24 protein-coding genes are annotated in these 20476 nt (G+C 60.5%); 10 read left to right on the top strand and 14 right to left on the bottom strand.

Annotated elements, in window-relative coordinates:
* Positions 1 to 28: 28 nt before the first annotated feature.
* The 4 genes from RG2_RS17625 to RG2_RS17610 form a co-directional block, all read right to left on the bottom strand.
* Positions 29 to 907: an ABC transporter permease gene (locus RG2_RS17625; protein WP_033234079.1), complete on the bottom strand. Its 879-nt coding sequence runs from the start codon at positions 905 to 907 to the stop codon at positions 29 to 31.
* Complete coding sequence (locus RG2_RS17620) at positions 900 to 1721, bottom strand: ABC transporter ATP-binding protein (protein ID WP_033234078.1); 822 nt, start codon at positions 1719 to 1721, stop codon at positions 900 to 902. The genes RG2_RS17625 and RG2_RS17620 overlap by 8 nt, the downstream gene beginning before the upstream one ends.
* A complete protein-coding gene (locus RG2_RS17615) occupies positions 1718 to 2797 on the bottom strand; it encodes an ABC transporter substrate-binding protein (RefSeq protein ID WP_033234077.1) in 1080 nt (359 codons plus the stop codon). The genes RG2_RS17620 and RG2_RS17615 overlap by 4 nt, the downstream gene beginning before the upstream one ends.
* A 407-nt stretch (positions 2798 to 3204) precedes the next feature.
* On the bottom strand, positions 3205 to 3414 hold the full coding sequence (locus RG2_RS17610; protein ID WP_133637975.1) for a hypothetical protein: 210 nt from the start codon (positions 3412 to 3414) through the stop codon (positions 3205 to 3207).
* A gap of 308 nt (positions 3415 to 3722) precedes the next feature.
* On the opposite strand from RG2_RS17610, the gene RG2_RS17605 reads away from it, so the two are divergent.
* Both RG2_RS17605 and RG2_RS17600 read left to right on the top strand, forming a co-directional pair.
* Entirely contained in the window at positions 3723 to 4910 is a 1188-nt protein-coding gene (locus tag RG2_RS17605; RefSeq protein WP_080711725.1) for an AI-2E family transporter, read from the top strand.
* A gap of 145 nt (positions 4911 to 5055) precedes the next feature.
* Positions 5056 to 5544 carry a DUF1269 domain-containing protein gene (locus RG2_RS17600; protein WP_033234075.1) on the top strand — a complete coding sequence of 163 codons (489 nt, stop codon included), beginning with the start codon at positions 5056 to 5058 and terminating at the stop codon, positions 5542 to 5544.
* 19 nt (positions 5545 to 5563) lie between these two features.
* On the opposite strand, the gene RG2_RS17595 is transcribed toward RG2_RS17600, so the two are convergent.
* The 6 genes from RG2_RS17595 to RG2_RS17570 all read right to left on the bottom strand — a co-directional run bounded on the left by RG2_RS17595 (position 5564) and on the right by RG2_RS17570 (position 11041).
* Positions 5564 to 7243 carry an FUSC family protein gene (locus RG2_RS17595; protein ID WP_033234074.1) on the bottom strand — a complete coding sequence of 560 codons (1680 nt, stop codon included), beginning with the start codon at positions 7241 to 7243 and terminating at the stop codon, positions 5564 to 5566.
* 34 nt (positions 7244 to 7277) lie between these two features.
* Complete coding sequence (locus RG2_RS17590; RefSeq protein WP_072782596.1) at positions 7278 to 8351, bottom strand: sulfate/molybdate ABC transporter ATP-binding protein; 1074 nt, start codon at positions 8349 to 8351, stop codon at positions 7278 to 7280.
* Complete coding sequence (locus tag RG2_RS17585; protein ID WP_033234073.1) at positions 8348 to 9154, bottom strand: ABC transporter permease; 807 nt, start codon at positions 9152 to 9154, stop codon at positions 8348 to 8350. Before RG2_RS17585 ends, RG2_RS17590 begins: the two co-directional genes overlap by 4 nt.
* On the bottom strand, positions 9154 to 9960 hold the full coding sequence (gene modA, locus RG2_RS17580) for a molybdate ABC transporter substrate-binding protein (RefSeq protein WP_033234072.1): 807 nt from the start codon (positions 9958 to 9960) through the stop codon (positions 9154 to 9156). Before modA ends, RG2_RS17585 begins: the two co-directional genes overlap by 1 nt.
* Complete coding sequence (locus tag RG2_RS17575) at positions 9957 to 10370, bottom strand: TOBE domain-containing protein (RefSeq protein ID WP_033234071.1); 414 nt, start codon at positions 10368 to 10370, stop codon at positions 9957 to 9959. Before RG2_RS17575 ends, modA begins: the two co-directional genes overlap by 4 nt.
* Positions 10371 to 10462: 92 nt before the next feature.
* On the bottom strand, positions 10463 to 11041 hold the full coding sequence (locus tag RG2_RS17570; protein WP_033234070.1) for a carboxymuconolactone decarboxylase family protein: 579 nt from the start codon (positions 11039 to 11041) through the stop codon (positions 10463 to 10465).
* 133 nt (positions 11042 to 11174) lie between these two features.
* Here RG2_RS17570 and RG2_RS17565 point away from each other — a divergent pair, with 133 nt between their 5' ends.
* Together RG2_RS17565 and RG2_RS17560 are read left to right on the top strand one after the other, a co-directional pair.
* Positions 11175 to 12365 carry a pyridoxal phosphate-dependent aminotransferase gene (locus tag RG2_RS17565; RefSeq protein ID WP_033234069.1) on the top strand — a complete coding sequence of 397 codons (1191 nt, stop codon included), beginning with the start codon at positions 11175 to 11177 and terminating at the stop codon, positions 12363 to 12365.
* Positions 12362 to 13372, top strand: coding sequence for an AraC family transcriptional regulator (locus tag RG2_RS17560; RefSeq protein ID WP_033234068.1), 1011 nt, complete (start codon positions 12362 to 12364; stop codon positions 13370 to 13372). Before RG2_RS17565 ends, RG2_RS17560 begins: the two co-directional genes overlap by 4 nt.
* Here the strand turns inward: RG2_RS17560 and RG2_RS17555 are convergent.
* Together RG2_RS17555 and RG2_RS17550 are read right to left on the bottom strand one after the other, a co-directional pair.
* Positions 13369 to 13794, bottom strand: coding sequence for a VOC family protein (locus RG2_RS17555; RefSeq protein WP_033234067.1), 426 nt, complete (start codon positions 13792 to 13794; stop codon positions 13369 to 13371). The two genes, RG2_RS17560 and RG2_RS17555, sit on opposite strands and share 4 nt — an antisense overlap.
* A gap of 34 nt (positions 13795 to 13828) precedes the next feature.
* Positions 13829 to 14269 carry an Lrp/AsnC family transcriptional regulator gene (locus RG2_RS17550; RefSeq protein WP_033234066.1) on the bottom strand — a complete coding sequence of 147 codons (441 nt, stop codon included), beginning with the start codon at positions 14267 to 14269 and terminating at the stop codon, positions 13829 to 13831.
* 76 nt (positions 14270 to 14345) lie between these two features.
* Between RG2_RS17550 and RG2_RS17545 the strand changes: the two genes are divergently transcribed.
* The 4 genes from RG2_RS17545 to RG2_RS17530 all read left to right on the top strand — a co-directional run bounded on the left by RG2_RS17545 (position 14346) and on the right by RG2_RS17530 (position 17512).
* Positions 14346 to 15086, top strand: coding sequence for an AzlC family ABC transporter permease (locus RG2_RS17545; protein ID WP_033234358.1), 741 nt, complete (start codon positions 14346 to 14348; stop codon positions 15084 to 15086).
* Positions 15079 to 15408 carry a branched-chain amino acid transporter permease gene (locus tag RG2_RS17540; protein WP_033234065.1) on the top strand — a complete coding sequence of 110 codons (330 nt, stop codon included), beginning with the start codon at positions 15079 to 15081 and terminating at the stop codon, positions 15406 to 15408. Before RG2_RS17545 ends, RG2_RS17540 begins: the two co-directional genes overlap by 8 nt.
* 153 nt (positions 15409 to 15561) lie before the next feature.
* Positions 15562 to 16692, top strand: coding sequence for a Nickel transporter NicT (nicT, locus tag RG2_RS17535; protein ID WP_033234064.1), 1131 nt, complete (start codon positions 15562 to 15564; stop codon positions 16690 to 16692).
* Positions 16693 to 16879: 187 nt separating this feature from the next.
* Complete coding sequence (locus RG2_RS17530) at positions 16880 to 17512, top strand: alpha-ketoglutarate-dependent dioxygenase AlkB (RefSeq protein WP_033234063.1); 633 nt, start codon at positions 16880 to 16882, stop codon at positions 17510 to 17512.
* Between the two features lie 4 nt (positions 17513 to 17516).
* Here the strand turns inward: RG2_RS17530 and RG2_RS17525 are convergent, their stop codons facing one another.
* Together RG2_RS17525 and RG2_RS17520 are read right to left on the bottom strand one after the other, a co-directional pair.
* Entirely contained in the window at positions 17517 to 18179 is a 663-nt protein-coding gene (locus RG2_RS17525) for a CoA transferase subunit B (RefSeq protein WP_033234062.1), read from the bottom strand.
* Positions 18176 to 18922: a CoA transferase subunit A gene (locus RG2_RS17520; RefSeq protein ID WP_033234061.1), complete on the bottom strand. Its 747-nt coding sequence runs from the start codon at positions 18920 to 18922 to the stop codon at positions 18176 to 18178. Before RG2_RS17520 ends, RG2_RS17525 begins: the two co-directional genes overlap by 4 nt.
* Before the next feature lie 165 nt (positions 18923 to 19087).
* Here RG2_RS17520 and pcaH point away from each other — a divergent pair, with 165 nt between their 5' ends.
* Both pcaH and pcaG read left to right on the top strand, forming a co-directional pair.
* Positions 19088 to 19807, top strand: a complete 720-nt coding sequence (pcaH, locus tag RG2_RS17515; protein WP_033234060.1) for a protocatechuate 3,4-dioxygenase subunit beta — start codon at positions 19088 to 19090, stop codon at positions 19805 to 19807.
* On the top strand, positions 19800 to 20471 hold the full coding sequence (pcaG, locus tag RG2_RS17510; RefSeq protein WP_033234059.1) for a protocatechuate 3,4-dioxygenase subunit alpha: 672 nt from the start codon (positions 19800 to 19802) through the stop codon (positions 20469 to 20471). The genes pcaH and pcaG overlap by 8 nt, the downstream gene beginning before the upstream one ends.
* The last annotated feature ends 5 nt before the right edge of the window (positions 20472 to 20476 follow it).

Genomic DNA, 20476 nt, shown 5'->3' with positions numbered 1-20476 from the left:
AAAGAACGTTCCTTCCGATGAGTGAGTATCAGGTGGCGGGACGCCAGCGTGAGAGCCGGCGTTCGATCAGCACCAGGACACCGTTGAGACTAAGACCGAGCAAGGAGATTGCGATGATGCCCGCATACATGTTGGGAATCTGGAAATTCAACTGGGAAGCGGTGATCAGATATCCGAGACCAGCTTTGGCTCCGACCATCTCGGCTGCAATCAGCACGAGGATCGACGACGCGGCAGACATCCGAATCCCGGTGAAGATCGTAGGAACCGCGGCCGGGAGGACAACCTTCTGGAACAGCCTGATCGGGGAAAACCCGAGTGATACAGCGGATTTGACGAGCAAAGGATCAACGCTGCGCACTCCGGAGATCGTATTGAGCAGGATCGGGAAGGTGCAGGCATAGATCACCAGCGCGATCTTCGACTCTTCACCGATTCCGAGTATCAGCACGAATACGGGCAGTAGCGCCAAAGCCGCTGTGTTGCGGAACAGTTCGAGGATCGGATTGAGGAAGTCCGAAACGGGGCGGTACCACGCAATCGCGATACCCAACGGAACCGCGACCACTACTGCCACAAAAAATCCGGTCAAGGCACGAGACAAGCTTGCGGTGACGTGTTCTTGCAGTTGGCCGTTACCGACCAGAGTGAAGAACGCCGACACCACTTCACTGAACGGTGGGAGAAAAACCCTGTCCACCAACCCGAAGCGTGGTGCTAATTCCCAGATTCCGAGTAGCACAGCGATGGCAATCGAAGGCTTTGTGATGCGCCATGCCGTCGATCGCACGTAACGTGCTGCGGCGCCGACCTGATCGGCCGACTTTCGGGTCACAGAGCCGACCCGCCGCTCTGATGTCGGTTCCGGCGCGGTAACCAATTCCGGGATTGCCAGTGCGCTAGACATTCGCGGTCTCCTTCGTCGGATCGAGCTCGTCGGTCCGCGCACGTTCCACTTCACCGTGCAGAAGGGTCCAGATCTGGTGCCGATAATCGCGGAATTGCTCACCGGAGCGCACATCCGCGGCGGACCGGTCGATGTCGATATCGACGATCGTCTTCACCCGGCCAGGCCGGGACGTCAAGACGGCCACGCGTTGCCCGAGGTAGATGGCCTCGTCGATCCCGTGAGTGATGAACAGAATCGTCTTGCCTGTCGCTTTCCAGATCCGGAGCAACTCGCCCTGCAACGATTCCCTCGTCTGTGCGTCCAATGCCGCAAACGGCTCGTCCATCAGCAACACTTCCGGGTCGAAGGCAAGGCTGCGAGCGATGGCGACCCGCTGCTTCATACCGCCGGACAGCTCGTGGGGGTACCGATCGGCGAATCCCTCCAAGCCGACCAACTCGAGGTAATGATCGGCAAGTTCGCGTCGTGTGCTCTTCTTGACACCCTTGGCTTCCAATCCGAACTCGATGTTGTGACGAGCAGTGCGCCACGGCAGCAGAGCATATTGCTGGAAGACAATTCCGCGATCCAGCCCCGGACCGGTGATCTGCTTGCCGTCCAGAAGGATTCGACCTGATGTAGGAGAACTGAGCCCGCCGAGTAGATCGAGCAGAGTGGACTTGCCGCAGCCGCTGGGGCCGACGAGGACAAGAAACTCGCCCGGTGCCACGTCGATGTTGATGCCCTCGACCGCCGTGAATTTTTCACTCGTCCCGCGAATGTCGAATTCCTTGGTGACGTCCTCTAGCCGAAGTTTCGGTTGAGTGCTCATTTTCCGACCTCCAATGCCTGTCCGTCAGCGCCACTTTCGGGTGTGTACGTCCCGTTGGCGTACGGGTTGAATGTGTTGGTATAGATGTCCGCCGGAGTCAGTTTCCCTTCCTCCAATTCACCGTTGCGGGTCAACCAGTCGATCCAGGTACTGATCTCGACGTCCTCAATCACTCCACCGGGTCCGGCGACTCCCGGGCTCTTCCAGTAGCTGATCAGCTTCGTGTCTTCGTTGCGTCCCCGAGAGTTGATGATCGAGGTAAATTTGGCGACTACTTCATCGCGCGAGTGCGTCTGCGTCCAACGAATGGCGCGTGCTGTTCCCTGCACGAAGTCAGCGACTGCATCTTTGTTCTGCGCGATGTAGTCGTCGCGGAATACCAACGTGCCGTAGGTGAACGATCCGAACAGCGATTCGTCCGTGAAAAGCTCACGCAGACCTCCACGTTCGAGAGCCGAATCTCGGAAGACCGATCCGAGGGTTGCGACGTCGATCTGACCCTGGCGTAGTGCCTGTTCCGTGTTGACCGGCGGAACAACGATCAGTTCCACCTGGTTGATCTCGTCCGGCGTAAGACTTTCCCGCGCAAGCCATTCACGGACGACAAACTCGTGGTGCGCCCCGAGGGTGTTCATTCCGACCTTCTTGCCGATCAGGTCCTTTGCCGATGTGATCGGACTACCGTCAAGTACGTAGTACCCATTGAAACTCTGCTTGTCCGAGCCGTAGTAACCGATGACCGAAGTGATCGGAGATCCGGCAGCAGCCAACTTCACGATGGCTCCGTTGAAGGCTCCGCCGAAGTCGGTCTGACCGGTGGCTGCATTCTGGATACTCTGCGGACCACTGGTGGTGTCGCCGATCCAGTCGAGTTGCACGTCGTTGAAATACCCGAGGTCGGCGGCAAGTTCCGGGAACAATACCTGACCTGCACTCCCCTCGTAGCGAAGGACGGTCTTACCGTCGGCGGTCTTGACCACTTCGTCGGAGGAACCTGAGCATGCGACGGCGAGGCCGGCTAGAGAGACAAGTGCGAGGGCCGCGGCGACAGAGCGCGCGAAACGGGGGCGAATCATGAAGGTGCTTCCTGTAGAAGATGATTTGTGCCGTGATCGGCTACATCGGCCCTCGGCTATACCGAAACGTCATGTCCTGCAGAGAGCGCTCGACGGGTGAAGTTCACGCAGCGTCGTACGATGTGCTCTGCGGAGGCAGATGCGGGTGGTTGTCGGTTCAGCGACAACAGCGACAGGACGAGAACACGTGGGACTCCAAACGTGGAGGGCAGTACCTTGGCTGGTAATTCCGTCGAAGGCACTACCTTTGTAGGCAGTGCCGACACCATATGTCGGCGCCCCCTACGTGGGTCAACGATTTATTCACGCCGGATTTAATGTGTGAAGACCACCGAAAAACGGGACATTTAGTCCGCTGTTCGGTCAGCTCGATCGGCACTGCAAGTAGCTATCGGGCTGCATCATTCTCAAACACTGAATCCACCGAGCATTCCGACAGCCGCAAGTGTTGCCAGGGCGGCAACAAAGATCACCGAGTAAAACACGCGGCCGTCGAGGATAAGTGCTGGTTCGCCTAGTTCGTCCCTACGTTCCGTTGAATCATCGTCAAAGTCTGAATAATCGTCAAAGTCTGAATCATCATCAAAGTCTTCGGTGTTCGAGGATTCTTCGCCCACGGTCTCCACCCGAAAATATCGAGATCGTTCTAGATCGCATCACCGATGTCCGCCACGAACGAAAGTGACGTGGCCGCCGCAGATCCGATCGCAAAGCCTTGCCGGACAGCGTGGTTGGCTGGAGATGTCTCTGCACTTGTCATGATGTCTCCTTCTGCGCAACATCGTCGTGCGATCAGTATCGGAAGTATCCGGTCTTCTGGCATCACCCCGAAAGGATGAGCGCTCATCTATTCCGGGTGATGACAGCAAACAACCTCCGGTGCAATTCTTTTCCGGACACCATCGCGATTCGTTCGGAGGAGACCATGACGCAAGAACTCGAATCGGCCGAAGGTGCGCCAGTCCCATCACAGTGGTTGTTGCTGCGCGGCCTCATCGTGTTGCTCGGGCTGACCGGACTGGTTGTCACTGTCGCAGGTACAAAAGCATTCTCCAGTATCCTCGGGCCGGTCTTTCTGGCCCTGATGCTGACCGTCGCCGTTCATCCCGTACCTGATTGGCTGCAGCGGAAGGGATTACCCCGATGGCTTGCGACCCTTACTGCTCTGGTTGCGGTGTACACCATTCTCAACACTCTGGTCTTCTTTCTCATCTATTCCGTCGCGAGATTGGGGACACTGCTCCCTGCATACGAGGAGCAGTTCGATCAACTTCTCACGGACGCCAAAAGCCGGCTCGGCAATCTGGGGATCGGGTCGGATCAGATTCACAACATGCTGTCCTCGGTAGATTCGGGAACTATCACCCGTGTGCTGACAGGGCTTTTGGAAGATACGCTCGGACTGCTGTCGAATCTTGTGTTCCTTGTCGTGTTGCTACTGTTCATGGCGATCGACGGCAGCGGTTACTCGCAGCGGATGCAGGTGCTCGTGAGATCGCGCCCGGACATCGCCGGAGCGTTCATGTCGTTCTCGTCGGGAACACAAAAATATCTTGTCGTATCAACAGTTTTCGGCGCTATTGTCGCCGTACTCGATACTGGGCTTCTGTGGGCGCTCGGGATACCACTCCCCATCCTGTGGGGCGTGCTCTCCTTCATCACGAACTACATCCCGAACATCGGATTTGTCCTCGGCCTCGTCCCACCCGCGCTACTTGCCCTCCTCGACGGCGGTGTCGGTCCGATGCTGACGGTCATCGTTCTCTACAGTGTGGTGAACGTGATCATCCAATCGGTGATCCAACCCAAATTCGTCGGCGACGCAGTCGGACTCTCGGTCACGTTGACATTCCTGTCGCTGGTCTTCTGGTCATGGGTCCTCGGCCCACTGGGCGCAATTCTCGCAATCCCGTTGACATTGATGGCCAAAGCGTTCCTGGTCGATATCGACCCCTCGACCCGATGGGCAGACGTTCTGCTGAATGATTCCGGCCCTACCAGTACCACGACACCACCGGAAACTGCGCAGGCGAAGATAGAAGAGGAGTCGGAATCCATGACGATAAAGACCCCTGTACCCCTACCCATTCCGCTGTCCGAACCTCCCCGCTAGGTCACCGGATCATCCGTGGCGGGTGATGTGTTCGCACGGCGTCCAGATCGAGGATGAACCGGTATCGAGATGCAGAACCCCGCTCACCGGAACCGCATCTCTAACGTCAACTTCGGGGAAAATCTCGGCAGTAAAGGAGAAATGAATGGGTGCCACCTTGACAGTGTGGAAGTTCCCGACACCCTCGGGCGCGGATACTGCAATCACGACGCTCGAGGACCTTCAACGACAGGAACTGATCACGGTTCGCGATGCAGCGCTTGTGTCGTGGCCCGAAGGGGCGAATAAGCCCAAGACTCGCCAGCTCAACAACGTCACCGGTGCCGGCGCACTCGGAGGCGCATTCTGGGGACTGCTATTCGGTTTACTCTTCTTCATCCCGCTACTCGGAGCTGCGCTCGGGGCCGGGATCGGCGCGCTCGCCGGTTCTTTGACGGATGTGGGAATCGACGACGAATTCATAGCCGGCGTCCGCAAGAATGTCACCCCCGGAACATCGGCACTGTTCGTACTGACCTCGGACGCCATCATCGACCGAGTACATGAGGCATTCGACGGTCAGTCCGGTGAACTGGTGTCGACCAACCTCAGCCATGAGCAGGAACAGCAACTACGGAACGTGTTCGCCGAGTAGAGCTGACAGTGAAAGCCGGTCAACTCGATCGGCACGCCGCGTAGCGTCGTTCCCAGTTCTCGAGGTGCGAGCGCGACACCGTGGTGCCGAACGACAACCGGTGCAGCACATCGGATCCAAGGTGATGCAACTCGGTGTGCGCTGCCCACTTCAGTGTCGCCCAGTCCGGTTCGTTGTGCGCTGCATCGATTCCTGCCATGGCGGCGCCGCGAAGTTCGAACTCCAGATCGCGACACAATTCTGCACTCGGCGCACGCTGTGCCACCCGAATGTCGGTGAGCAGCACGCCGAGCAGTCGCGCCACGCGCCCGTCGACCCACTCCAAAGTTCGGCGATGAGCACGGCGGCCCACAGTCCACAGCACGATCAGTGCGACCACAACGCCGACTGCTGTTTCGATCATTCGACTCAGGACCAGATGCTGCACGGTGCCGTGTGCGCCACCGGCGGCACCCAGAAGGATCGCCATCGGCGTGATGAAGATGACGGCGACTCCGTAATTGCGCACCAGGAACAGCTCGATTCCCAACTGCAGCACAGCAAGTACCGCCACCATGGCAAGGCCGGTCGGGCTCCACAGATACACCCCGCCGAGCACCAGTAACCCGAGAACGGTCCCGCCGATCCGGTGAATCCCCCGATAGGTTCCCAGAATTCGATCCGGCCCCTGGTGGAGAACCATCGCGGCTGCGATCACTGCCCAATCCGGTCGGTCGATTCCGAGAAGAACCGTCAGGCTTCCCGCTGCGATGCAGGCCAGAAGTAGCCGGATTGCAGTGATCGTCGCTCGACTGGACGGATTGCAGGCCCGCAGAAATCTGTACCGGATCGTCGGGTCGGGCAAAGGCGGATACACACCTACCTCGTCGATGTCGAAAGCTGCGTCCGCCATCAACTCCGGGTCGTGATCGTCGGCCAGTGCTCGCGCCATCCGCATCTGCGCGCGCTCCAGCTCACGAGTGAGCGGATGATCGGTACCGACAATCTTTCCGCGGTACAGGCATTGCCATGCATCCTGAAGTCGCAGCGCGGCAGCGTGACGGTTCGCTTGATCTGTCGCCGCCACGTATTCGTCGACGGCCGACACGGCCGCGTCGACGGCAGCGTGTTCCACCGCTCTCGGCGCCCACAGTATCCCCGTCATGGATACGAGTAGTGCGCTCGCTCCGCCTACGGCCGTCCACAGAGCAACCTCTGTCGGCGGTTGTCCCGGAGTGGCGATCACCGAACTGATCTCTGTCGTCAACAAGAGGAAGAACGCTCCTGGTGGCCCCAATCGCAACGCGTCAACGGTGAACGCACAGGTCGACACCACGACTGCCATGACCAGAATGACGAGTATCAGGAGAGCCTCGGGGGCGCCTTCGGAAATAGCCCGGTGGATCGGTTCGCCCACCGATGCGCCGATGAAGGAGAGAACCGTCAAGACCAACGCGGCAATGCCGACGACTTTCCACCGGCTCCGGTATGGCCGGCCTTCACCGTAAATCGAGGCGAAGGCTCCCAGCCCGACGAGAAGTGACGCAGAGCCGTATCCGAGAAGCGTCGCGATTGTCGCCGGAATCGCGAGGGCGAGCGCCACCCGAACGGCTCCTGGAAATCGGTTTCCCACCGGCGGCAATCCGAACAACACACTCCGCGCAGGCCGTGGTGCGGGAACAACGGCAGGCTCCCCTGGTGGTGCGTCTTCGGGGTTCACTACCCATCCTTCGAGCCGAATAACGTGTGAGACGTTACTGAGCGTAGATCAGCGTCTCTGTCGCTTTGACAACGAAGGTCACCGTCGCGCCCGGAACGAGATCGAGCTCGGCCGCCGCTGCTGTCGTGATGTCGGCCGAAAGTCCCGGCTGTCCCTCGTCGTCCTCGGCGCGTACCCGAACCGTCGAGCCTCGATTCTCGATCTCGGCAACAGTGACGTCGAACGCGTTGCGAGGGCTTCCGTGCGGCGGATGGAGATACACCGACACAGCACTGGGTTCGAACATCGAAACTGCTGGGCTACCCACTGGCACAGCCACTTCGGCAAGGCCGGCGATGGCGGTACCACCAGGAGTTCGGATCGCGCAGTCCTCGATCATGACGCCACTACGCAGATTGATTCCGGCAATCCTGGCGGCAAACGTACTACGAGGACGCGTCAGCACCGTCCGCACATCTCCACGTTCGACGACGCGTCCACCATCCATAACCACGACGCTATCCGCGAGCGCCAAGGCATCAAGCGCGTCGTGAGTCACCAGAACGGCTGTGCGGTTACCGGTTCGCAGCACTCGTCGCAGCAAGGAACGCAGCGCCGGGGCCGACGATACGTCGAGTGCTGACATCGGTTCGTCGAGGAGCAGTAGTTCAGGCTCAGCCGCCAGTGCCCGCGCCACTGCAACACGTTGTGCCTGGCCCCCGGACAGCTGCGACGGTTTCCGATCCGCCAACTCGCCGGCGTCGACGGCGCCGAGCCAGTGGCGGGCCGCCTGCGCGGATTCACGACGAGACCGCCCGGCACTGCGCGGTGCAAACGCGACGTTGTCCACGGCACTGAGATGAGGAAAGAGCAGTGCGTCCTGAGCGAGCAGGACAGTCCCACGTTTGTGCGGAGACACGCAGACTCCGGCAGCGGTATCGGTCAGCACCCGTCCATTGAGTTCGATTCGCCCACGATTCGGATGATGCAGTCCCGCAACAGCAGCCAGCACCGTCGATTTTCCGGCGCCGTTCGGGCCGAGTATCGCTGTCACCTCACCGGCGGCAACGTCGAACGAGGCGATCACGTCGCGTTCGGGGATTTCGACATCCACGTGCAAGCCGCTCACAGTGATCCTGCCGATCCGCGGCCACGGACGGCGACGACGATGACCACGGCAACAACGACCAGAACCAGCGAAAGTGCCACGGCAGCATCGGGATCACTCTCACGTTGCAGGTAGATCTCCAGCGGCAAGGTGCGTGTGACTCCTTGCAGGCTCCCGGCAAAGGTCAGCGTCGCACCGAACTCCCCCAACGCTCGCGCAAAGGCGAGTACGGCTCCCGAGATCAGACCGGGAATCACCAGCGGCAGGGTGACGCGTCGTAGCACCGTGGTCGGCCTGGCTCCGAGCGTTGATGCCACGGCCTCGTAACGAGTGCCTGCCGTCCGCAGTGCCCCTTCGAGACTGACCACCAGAAACGGCAGCGCGACAAACGTTTGTGCCAGAACAACGGCGGTCGTGGAGAATGCGATCTGAATTCCGAGCACCTCCAACTGCTCCCCGATCAGCCCTTTACGGCCGAACGTGTAGAGCAGCGCGATTCCGCCCACTACCGGAGGCAGGACGAGCGGCAGCAAGATCAGTGACCGCAGTACCGACAGTCCACGGAAACTGCTGCGCGCCAGCACCACAGCCATCGGTACCCCGAAGAGAATGCAGAGCACTGTGCTCATCGCCGCGGTCTTCAGGCTCAGCTTCAGAGCCGCTATCGACGACTCCGAGGTCACGAGTTGCCAGAACTGCGACCATTGCACCGTCTGCAGCATCGCGAGCAACGGAACTATCACGAAGGCCCCGCCGATCACGGCAGGGAGATAAATCCATACCGGCAGCCCGAGCGGAGCACGGACTGCCGGTCTGATTCGCATCACGGAGCGGCAAATCCTGCATTCGTCAGCACAACCAGACCCTTCGGGCCACTCACGAGATCAACGAACTTGGTCGCGGTGGTGAGGTTCTTCGAATCCTTCAGTGCTGCAACCTGGTACAGGTTGACAACGGAAGCGGCCTCGGGGAAGGCGATGGTCTCGACCTTCTCGCCCGCCGACTTCGCGTCTGTTACGTACACGATGCCGGCATCTGCCTGACCTGAGGTGACTTTGTTCAGCACGTCGGTTACCGAGGACTCCTCACTGACCGGCTTCAGGCTTTCACCGCTCGCTTCTTCGACCTTCTTTGTGGCAGCCCCGCAGGGAACCTGGGGAGCACAGATCACCAATTGTGTTCCCTCCTTGGCCAAATCGGCGAACGAGGTGATTCCCTTCGGGTTACCAGGCGGCACCACGATCGTGAGAGTATTGCTCGCAAAGTCGGAGGGCGTACCTGCAACAACTCCAGCGTCGGTGGCCTTCTTCATGTTTGCCGCATCAGCCGACGCAAACACATCCGCGGGAGCGCCCTGGATGATCTGCGCAACCAGATCCGACGAACCAGCGAAACTGAAAGTAACTGTAGTTCCGGGGTTTTCGGCCTCGAATTCCTTGCCGAGTTCGGTAAATGTGTTCTTTAGCGATGCCGCCGCAAAAACGGTGATGTCGCCGGTCACTGTTGCCGAAGTACTGGCAGCCGACGTCGAAGGTGACGAGCTGTCCGAGCTACTGCAACCGCTCACCAGAGCAAGCGAGAGAACACCTGAGGCAACTATTCCGAGCCCTTTTTTCACTGATTTCCTCACTGCGTTTTCAACGTTGACGGGGTTTCCACGATCACGGTTGTGGCTTTGACTACGGCAACCGCGATGCTGCCGACTTCCAATCCCAATTCACGAACGGCGTCGGTGCTCATCAGCGAGACCACGGTGAACGGACCGCACTGCATTTCGACCTGCGCCATCACCGTGTCGGTGACAACCTTGGTCACGAGGCCGGCAAACCGGTTGCGGGCCGACGTCCCGGTACTCAGCGGATCCACGGGAGCGGGAGCCGCGTTGGATCGCGCAAACGCAGCCAGTTCGGCGCCGTCGATCACCTTGCGACCCGAATCGTCGGTTGCCGCGCTCAGCTGCCCGCTGTCGATCCACCGACGCACGGTGTCGTCACTGACACCCAGTAGCCCGGCCGCTTCGCGTATTCGTATGTTGGGCACCTCATGATCGTAGGGCTCGCAGCAGCCCCGAACAAGCCAAAATGTCCGCAAGTGCGTTAAAAATAGATCAATTCATCCGCTCTTGCGGAGTTCTACTCTTGAGACCACGGAACTCGGCAGGAGTCGGTACCGAATCCCTGTTCCGTGATTCCCAACGCGGAATACATTCGCGAGCGCATGTTCTCCAGCCCGATCTGATAGGTCAGCTCCACCACGCCTGCCCTACCGAACCGACTCTCGAGGTCCGCAACCTGCTCGTCGGTAACTCCGTGCTCACCGTGTGGGTCGCCTGTCATCGCGTCCGCGTACGCGATGGCTGCTCGCTCGTCCTCGCTGTAGAGCGGCGAGTCTCGATAATGCTCAATCGCTTTCAAACGCTCGACGTCAAGGCCGTCCAGACGCGCGAGCATCGTGCCGAAGTCGACGCACCACGAACAACCCACGGTAGAGGCGACTCGGTAGACCGCCAACTCCCGGACACTCACCGGCAGAACTTTGGACGCTTTCTGCACTGCCATTTCATGCCCGGCGGCCGCCAGAAACAGCTTCTTGTGGTTCGCGAGCACGGCAAACGGTTCAGGGACCTCGTCGAACTGCCGGGCGGCGAACTTGTACGCCACTTTGATCAGTGGTCCGCCGTCACCGGGCGCCACTGCGGGTATGCGGGGCATGACAACCTCCGTAAGTCTGCGGCACCACAATCGGTGCCACTTACAGAGTGGAACGAACGCGGGGTTCTAAACGTGCTGAACCGAGCCTTGACAGCAATGTGAAGATGCATCTGCCGCCGACTAAGCTGCAAAGATGCCTTCGACGCCCCGCAATCGCACCGTTTCGCGCCTGCAGCCTTTTGCGTCCACGATCTTCGCGGAGATGACGGCACTGGCAACTCTTCACAACGCCGTCAATCTCGGCCAAGGATTTCCCGACACCGACGGACCCGCCGCGATGCTCGACGTCGCGCGCCAAGCCATCGCCGACGGAGTCAACCAGTATCCGCCGGGCCCGGGTATGCCAGTTCTACGCCAGGCCGTTGCCGCCGACCGGATAGTACGGTACGGCTTGGAATTCGATCCTGATTCCGAAGTACTGGTGACCGTCGGAGCCACAGAAGCGATCAGCGCTGCAATTCTGGGTTTGGTCGAACCCGGTGAGGAAGTAGTACTTATCGAGCCGTACTACGACTCGTACGCGGCTTCCGTCGCTCTGGCCGGCGCGATCCGTCGTACCGTTCCGTTGGTCGCGTCGGGTGACAAATTTGTTGTCGACATCGATGCAGTCAAGGCAGCGATTACCCCCAAGACAAAGATGCTGGTGGTCAACAGTCCACACAACCCCACCGGGACGGTGTTCACCGATGACGAATTGCGCGCACTTGCAGAAATTGCGTGCGAACGCGACCTGATCGTGCTGAGCGACGAAGTCTACGAGCACTTGGTGTTCGACGGCCTCACGCATACGCCGATGGCGTCGCTGCCCGGAATGCGTGAACGCACCGTCACAGTGTCCAGCGCCGCAAAAACTTTCAATGTCACCGGCTGGAAGACCGGCTGGGCGATCGGCCCGCGCGAGCTCATCGACGGCGTGCGCGCGGCCAAACAGTTCATGTCCTTTGTTGCCGGCGCGCCGTTCCAGCCGGCTGTCGCCTATGCATTGACCAACGAGCAAGCGTGGGTCGCGGATCTGCGATCGAGTCTGCAGTCCAAGCGAGATGTGCTTGCCGACGCGTTGACCGACGCGGGACTCCACGTGCATTCGGGAGGTGGCACCTACTTTCTGCTCGCGGACATCCGGCCACTGGGCGAATCCGACGCGGGAGATTTCTGCCGCGCGTTACCGGAACGCATCGGAGTCGCAGCCGTCCCCGTCGACGTATTCGCCGACAACCGTGACAGCTGGAAGCACTTGGTGCGGTTTGCATTCTGCAAACAGGACCACGTACTTGCCGAAGCAGCGAGACGCCTCCATCTGCTCCGGGGAGCCGCTCACCCATGAATGCTCGCACCATCCCCACTGCATTTATTCAGCGTTATCTCATGTTCTCGCCGGACAACAATGTGGACTTGTCGGGCGCCTTGCGGGCAGCGGGAATCGATCTCACCACGCTCGCGGACCCACGTGCCCGGCTCACCCCCACTCAAGTAACTACGTTCATCCAAACCACCTGGCAGATCACGAACGACGAATTGTTCGGTCTCGGGCGCGCCCCTGTCCCCCGCGGCACCTTTCGGCTGATCTGCCTGACATTGATTCACTGCCCCGACCTCGGTAGCGCTTTCGCTCGGATGGCAGATGTGATCCGAGCACTGCCGAGTTTGGCCCCATTGACGATAGAAGCGGGTGAGGAGAGCACACGCATCAGTTTCTCCGGTCACCCGCGGGAAGGAATCTCCGAACCCGATATCGCGGCACGCGTGACAACGGACTTCATGCTGATCCTCCTACACCGATTTGCCGCGTGGTTGATCGGCAAGCGGGTCCGGCTTCGGGCCGTCGAGTTCCCGTACTCGGCGCCGGATGCGCGGTTGGCCCAAGACTACGACTACATCTTCGGCGTCCCGGTTACGTTCGATGCGCCCTGCGCCGCTTTGGATTTCGACGATTCTGCGATGCGAGCGCCGATCATCCAGACCGAGGAATCCCTCGAGGAGTACTTGCGCGCGTCGCCTATCCAGCTGATGTCCGAGCGCGATTACGACAGCACCGCGTCAGCCCAGGTACGCCGAGTTGTGGAGTTAGGCGTGAAGGGGCGCACCTCGACAGCGGAAGAGATTGCCGAAATGCTCTCGATCAGCGTGCCGCACTTGCGACGGTTGCTTCGCCGCGAGGGCACGTCACTGAATCAGCTACGCGAAGAGGTGCTCCGCGACGTCGCGATCGCCGGCCTTGGCCGGGGCGAGTCGGTAGACGTCCTGTCGGCTCGCCTCGGGTTCTCCGAGCCCAGCGCGTTCCGCCGCGCGTTCAAACGCTGGACCGGAGATACTCCCAGCTCGTACCGCTAACTGACACAGAATTCGTTGCCCTCCGGGTCGGACATCGTGATCCACACGCTCGGGCCTTGCTGGCCTCGGTGAAGTATCGTCGCGCCGACCGCCTCGAGATGAGCGGCTACGTCCTCACGGTTGTCTCCCACTCTGATATCCAGGTGAAGTCGGTTTTTCACCGTTTTCTTCTCGGGCACCAGCTGAAACAGAACTCGCGGACGCTCCGGATGTTCCGGGTCGCTGATGGCTGCACCTTCCCTCCAGACGAGCACGCCTTCAAAAGTGGTTGTGTCGGATTCTTGCGCGTGCCCAGCTGCGACGAGACCTCTGATGAAATCCTCATCGCTCGGCTCGACAGCCCAGCCGAGTGCGGCCGCCCACCATTTTGCCTGTTCATGTGGTTGCGCGGAGTCCACGGTGACTTGAAATTCGTATCCCATGTTCCGACGTTAACGCCACCTACCGACAAAAATCTCAGTCCACACTCTTGATGGTTTTCATCGTGATGAGCGAGGTCACCCGTGACACAGCGGGGAGGCCACTGAGTTTGGTGGCCATGAATTGTTCGTATGTCGCGAGATCCTTCACCGCGACGCGAATGAAGTAATCGGGGATCCCGAAGAGCCGTCGACATTCGATCACTTCGTCGAAAGCCGCGACGCGTGATTCGAAGTCCTCGATGGTCGCCTGGTCGTTGACGCCGATCTCGGCTGTCACGATCACCTGAAATCCGCGGTCGAGCGCCTCGGGGCTGACGATTGCCCGGTAACCGGTGATGACTCCGTCGGCCTCGAGTTTCTTGACCCGGCGCAGGCACGGCGACGGCGTCAGCCCCACCAGATCCGCCAATTCGGTGTTGGTCAGACTGGAGTCCTGACGGAGGTGGAATAAAATTGCGTCATCCATGGCATCCATGCGGATATTATTGCGCAAAGTCTCAATTCCGCGCATTCTGGGCAATCGTCAACCGCGGACTTTGTACTACATTTCTGTGGTGATCGAATCTTCAACATCAGCGGATGCAACTGCCGTCGATGCCGCGCGCCAGAACCCGGCGTGGCGACGCGCCTTTGCATTGTCATTGCCGGTCGGCATCGGACTCCTGCCACTCGGCATCGCCCTCGGGGTGCTTGTTGTGCAGCAAGGCCTGAACCCTTGGTGGGCACTGGTTTTCACTTCGTTGATCTATGCCGGATCGCTCGAGTTCATTGCCGTCGGCATGGTCGCCGCGATGACTCCCCTGCCTTACGTCGCACTCACCGCGTTGCTGGTCAACTTTCGGCACGTCTTTTATGCGCTGAGCTTCCCACTGAACAAGGTGCAGAATCCGTTTGCACGCTTCTACAGCATGTTCGCTCTCACCGACGAGGCGTATGCCATGTCGGTGACAACCGATCCCAAAGCCCTCTCCGGCCGGGTCATCGTCTTCTCGCAACTGTTCCTGCACGGCTACTGGGTTGGCGGAGCAATTCTCGGAGCTACTGCGGGACAATGGATTCCCGATTCGATCGTCGGAATGGACTTTGCGCTCACAGCCCTGTTCGTCGTCCTGTCGATCGAAGCGATGCGAGCTCAAAGCGGCTACACCGTCCCAGCGGCAGCGGTCACCTGCGCACTGGTGGCCCGCCTCATCGCACCCGAACATGTCCTACCGATCGCCATGGGCGGGTTTGTCACCTTCCTGATCATCCGATACTTCGCCACCTCCCGAAAAGCAGCAGTAGATGCCTGACACCACGTACATCTTCACCGCCGTTGCCATCATGGCCGTCGTCACTTTTGCTTTGCGCGCCATACCCTTTGCCGTCCTGAAGCCACTGCGCTCATCGGCGCTCGTCGCGTACCTCGGCATCTACATGCCGGCGGGAGTGATGCTGATCCTGGTGATGTACTCACTGAAGAACGTCTCCGTCACCGGGCCCTCACACGGATTACCCGAACTGATCGCCGTCTCGGCCACCGCCGCAATCCATCTGTGGCGAAAGAACGCAGTGCTGAGCATCGTCGTCGGGACCGCGATGTACGTCGCATTGATGAACACGATCTTCGCCTGACTTTCCCATCAGGCAGCAAAGCACCTTTACTCCCTGATGGGCAATCTGTAACAAGAACGCCCTTATCTGAACAGTTGAACACTTATACGATTTATCTATGACATTTTTCCGTGTCAGGCCCGCCGACCCTCCACACGAAATCGGTGACGTTCGATGACGACGGATACACACTCGACCGGAAACAAACTCGTCGCAGCGTGGACGAGCCTGGACCGCTCCCAGCGACGCAGCATCATCGGAATGACGGCCACGGTCGTCACGCTCAACGTCGTCGGCTGGGCAGTGCTGCTCGGCCTGGTCGTTCCCGGGCACTACACCGTCGAGGGCAGCGCGTTCGGCGTCGGACTGGGCGTCACCGCCTACACGCTCGGAATGCGACATGCCTTCGACGCCGACCACATCGCCGCCATCGACAACACAACACGCAAGCTTGTTGCCGATGGCAAAAAGCCCATGTCCGTGGGGTTTTGGTTCTCACTCGGCCATTCGACCATCGTATTTGTCATGGTTGCACTGCTCGCGCTGGGCGTACGACGGCTGGCGTCCACCCTCTCTGACGAGAATTCCGACCTGGGGAAATGGGCCGGATTGTTCGGAACCACTGTCTCGGGCACATTCCTGATCCTGATCGGCCTCCTGAACCTTGTGTCCCTCATCGGAATTCACCGGGTCTATACAAAATACAAGGCCGGAACGTTCGACGAAGAACAACTCGAGAAGGAACTCGACAGCCGCGGCGCGTTGAACAAGATTCTGGGGCCGGTCATGAAAACGGTCCGCAAGCCATGGCACATGTATCCAGTCGGATTACTGTTCGGCCTGGGGTTCGACACCGTAACCGAGGTCGGCTTGCTCGTCATCGCCGGCGGCGCAGCTGTGACGGGATTACCGTGGTATTCGATTCTCGTTCTGCCGATTCTGTTCTGCGCCGGGATGTGCCTCTTCGACTCCATCGACGGTTCGTTCATGAATTTTGCCTACGGTTGGGCGTTTGCGCAGCCGGTCCGAAAGATCTACTACAACATGGTGATTACCGGCTTGTCTGTTGCCGTCGCCCTCATCATCGGAGTGCAGGAGATCATCTCGATCTTCACCGAGAAGCTCGAGATTCACACCGGAATCCTGGGCACGATCGGCAGCCTGGACTGGGGCGCGATGGGCTTCATCATCGTGGGGCTGTTTGCGATCACCTGGCTTGTTGCGATTGCCGTATGGAAGCTGGGACGCGTCGAAGAGCGGTGGCAGGCGCAATCTGCCGCGGCGGCGGGGCAAGAAGCGACGTAGGCGTGTTTCGCGAGCAGCCTTCCGGGGTATTGACCGATTGCGGCGGAGATTTCGGAGCGAGGGGTCAGCCGCAACAGGCCTGCCGCCCGGCTGTCACTCGCCGGGAGGTGGGCCGCCTAACTTGATGCGCCGCGAATCCTTCGAAAATTCGAACATATGTTCTAGCTTTGGGTGTAGTCTGATCTTCATGTCCAGCGCCATGCAACAGTCACTGTTCGACAATGTCGACCTAGGTGTTTCCTTGGCTGACCTCGACAAAACCCTGCAACGCCGGAAACTCACCGCGGGCGCATGGGTCGATCACAGGCCGGCCTGGCTCACTAGGTCCGAGGCCGTGTTCGACACCCTCGAACGATCGGTGCCCTGGCGTGCCGAACGGCGGCAGATGTACGACCGCGTGGTCGACGTTCCGCGACTGGTGTGTTTCTACAACGAGAACGAGCCACTACCGGATCCCCTGCTCACCGAGGCGAAGGACGCTCTGAGCAGCCACTATCGCAGCGAACTGGGCGAACCGTTCACCACGTCAGGCCTGTGCTTTTACCGCGACGGCAGCGACAGCGTCGCGTGGCACGGCGACGACACCGGGCGAAGCCGCACCGAGGACACGATGGTAGCCATCCTGTCGCTCGGTGCTGCCCGCCCGCTACTTCTTCGTCCCCGCGGCGGCGGTGAGTCCATCCGCTTCAACCTCGGGCACGGCGACCTGCTGGTCATGGGAGGTTCGTGCCAGCGGACGTGGGAGCACGCTGTACCCAAGAGCGCTCGCGCCCTCGGCCCGCGGATCAGCGTGCAGTTCCGCACTCGCGGAGTCCGCTGAACCGTCAGACGAGCAGTTTTGCTCCGGTGGCGGCAACAACGTCGTCGACGCTCACTCCCGGCGCCGTTTCGACCAGGCGAAGACCGTCGGCGGTCACGTCGATGACCGCCATGTCGGTGATGATCCGCTGCACACAACCCTTGCCGGTGAGCGGAAGGGAGCATTCTTCGACAATCTTGTGCTCACCCTTCTTCGACACGTGCTCCATCATCACGATGACGCGCTTGGCGCCGTGGACCAGGTCCATCGCGCCGCCCATTCCCTTGACCATGTGACCGGGAATCATCCAGTTCGCGAGATCACCGGTGGCGCTGACCTGCATGGCCCCGAGGACAGCAACGTCCACCTGTCCACCGCGAATCATGCCGAACGACGCGGACGAGTCGAAGAACGACGCGCCTGGCAGCACCGTGATGGTTTCCTTACCGGCATTGATCAGTTCGGGATCGAGTTCATCCTCGGTCGGATACGGCCCGACACCCAAAACGCCGTTCTCCGAATGCAATACAACGGTGATGTCGGTGGGCAGATAGTTCGGAACCAGCGTCGGCATGCCGATGCCGAGGTTCACGTACTGGCCGTCTTCGAGTTCGCGAGCGACCCGCGCAGCCATCTCTTCACGGGTGAGTTTGGTGGGAGCTTGGCCCGCCTCGTTTGTCAGTGTCATGCTCGTACCGTCCGATTCTCGATGCCGACCGTCACGGGGCCGACGTGGACAACTCGCTGGACATGGATGCCTGGTGTGTGGATCTCGGCAGGGTCGAGTTCGCCGGGTTCCACGAGGTGTTCCACCTGAGCGATGGTGATCCGACCGGATGTTGCCGCGGCCGGGTTGAAGTTCTGAGTGCTTGCTCGGTAGACGAGATTGCCGTGCCGGTCGCCTTTCCAGGCGTGGACCAGGGCGTAGTCGGCGACGATGCCTCGTTCCATCACGTAGGTGACGCCGTCGAAGTCACGAGTTTCCTTGGGCGGGCTGGCAACTGCGATGCCGCCGCTTCCGTCGTAGCGGAGCGGCAAGCCGCCGTCGGCGACCTGGGTGCCGACACCAGCGGGCGTGAAGAACGCGGGGATACCTGCGCCACCGGCGCGCATGCGCTCAGCGAGGGTGCCCTGCGGAGTGAGCTCCACTTCCAGTTCACCGGCGAGATACTGGCGAGCGAACTCCTTGTTGGAGCCCACGTACGAGCTGACGGTCCGGCGAATCCGCCCCTTCTCGAGGAGCACCCCGAGGCCGAATCCATCAGTGCCGCAGTTGTTACTCACGGTCTCGAGTGACGTTGCGCCTTGCTCGAGCAGAGCGTTGATGAGGATCTCGGGCACTCCGACGAGCCCGAATCCTCCGACAGCGATCGTGACGCCGTCCGGCACGTCCGCGACGGCCTCGGCTGCAGTGGGAATGACTTTGTCCATCATGTCGATCACAGTAGCGCGCGCCGTACGTATTGTGAACCCCTGTGCGGATCACGAACATTTCTCGCCCCCGGCATTGCCTGGGTCACAACAACGAACTAGTCTGTTCGCAGAGCGCATCACCTGTACACATTGCGAACACGTAATCGAACGACGAGGTTCCCTATGCTGCATTTACCGCCGAGGTACCAGCGGCCGACCGGCGTCAACGCCCCGGCTGATTTCGCGGACTACAAGACCACCTCCCTCCGCCACCCCAAGCAACCGCTGAAGCTGCTCCCACAGCGCCTCACGGAATTGACCGGGCCGGTTTTCGGTGAGGACCGCGTCGGCGCTGGTGAAAACGATCTGACCATCGCCAACGGAGGCGAAGCACAAGGACAGCGCATCGTGGTTCACGGCCGTGTCCTCGACGGTGACGGCAAGCCAGTCCCCCACACCCTTCTGGAGGTGTGGCAGGCCAACGCCGGCGGACGCTACCGCCACACGGGTGACAACTGGCCGGCTCCACTCGATCCGTTCTTCAACGGTCTCGGCCGTTGTGTGACGGACGCCGACGGCCACTATTCGTTCACCACCATCAAGCCAGGCGCCTACCCGTGGATGAACCACGACAACGCGTGGCGCCCGGCCCACATTCACTTCTCGCTCTTCGGTACGGCATTCACGCAGCGCCTGGTGACGCAGATGTACTTCCCCGACGACCCGATGTTCTTCCAGGACCCGATCTACAACGCCGTACCTGAAGAAGCGCGTCATCGCATGGTCAGCGTCTTCGACTACACCGCCACAGCACCCAACTGGGCTCTCGGGTTCCGCTTCGACATCGTCCTGCGCGGGCGCAACGCATCCGTATTCGAGAACGAGGAAGACCACGATGACTGACAAAACTGCGAAGCCTGCACCAGCCACATCCCCCGTCGCTTCGCTCGCCCCGACATACCCCGTCGTCCCCGGCGATTTCACCACGGCACCTTTCGGAGTCACGCCGTCGCAGACTGTCGGCCCGTACTGGCATATCGGCCTCCCCTGGGCTGACGGACCCGACGCGGCCCCTTCCGACGCTCCTGACCGAATCACACTCGCCATCACGGTGATCGACGGCAACCGCACACCGGTGGCCGACGCGATGATCGAGACGTGGCAGGCAGATACGCTCGGGCGCTTCAACCATCCCGACGATCCCCGCGGCGCAGTCGAGCTCACCCCGGCAGGCTTCCGTGGGTTCGCCCGCAGCGCAGCAGATCCCACCGGAACTGCCCTGGTCCACACCGTCAAGCCCGGCGCACTGCCCACCGAAACCGAGGTTGACGAAGCTCCCCACGTCAACGTCTCGATTTTTGCCCGCGGCATGCTCGATCGCCTGGTCACTCGGTTGTACTTCCCGGAAGACGCAGACGCGCACGCGACCGATCCGGTGCTGAGTTCGCTGACCGAAACCGAACGCGCCAAGTTGGTTGCAACAAAGGTCGACGGTGGGTACTCCTGGACGGTCTATGTTCAGGACGACAACGCCGACGGCGTCGAGACGCCCTTCTTCGAGCTGTAAAGAGG

Source organism: Rhodococcus globerulus NBRC 14531 (genome assembly GCF_001894805.1).
Classification (GTDB): domain Bacteria; phylum Actinomycetota; class Actinomycetes; order Mycobacteriales; family Mycobacteriaceae; genus Rhodococcus_F; species Rhodococcus_F globerula.
Note: the sequence above shows the minus strand (reverse complement) of the source record. Positions and strands in the feature narration are given on the sequence as shown.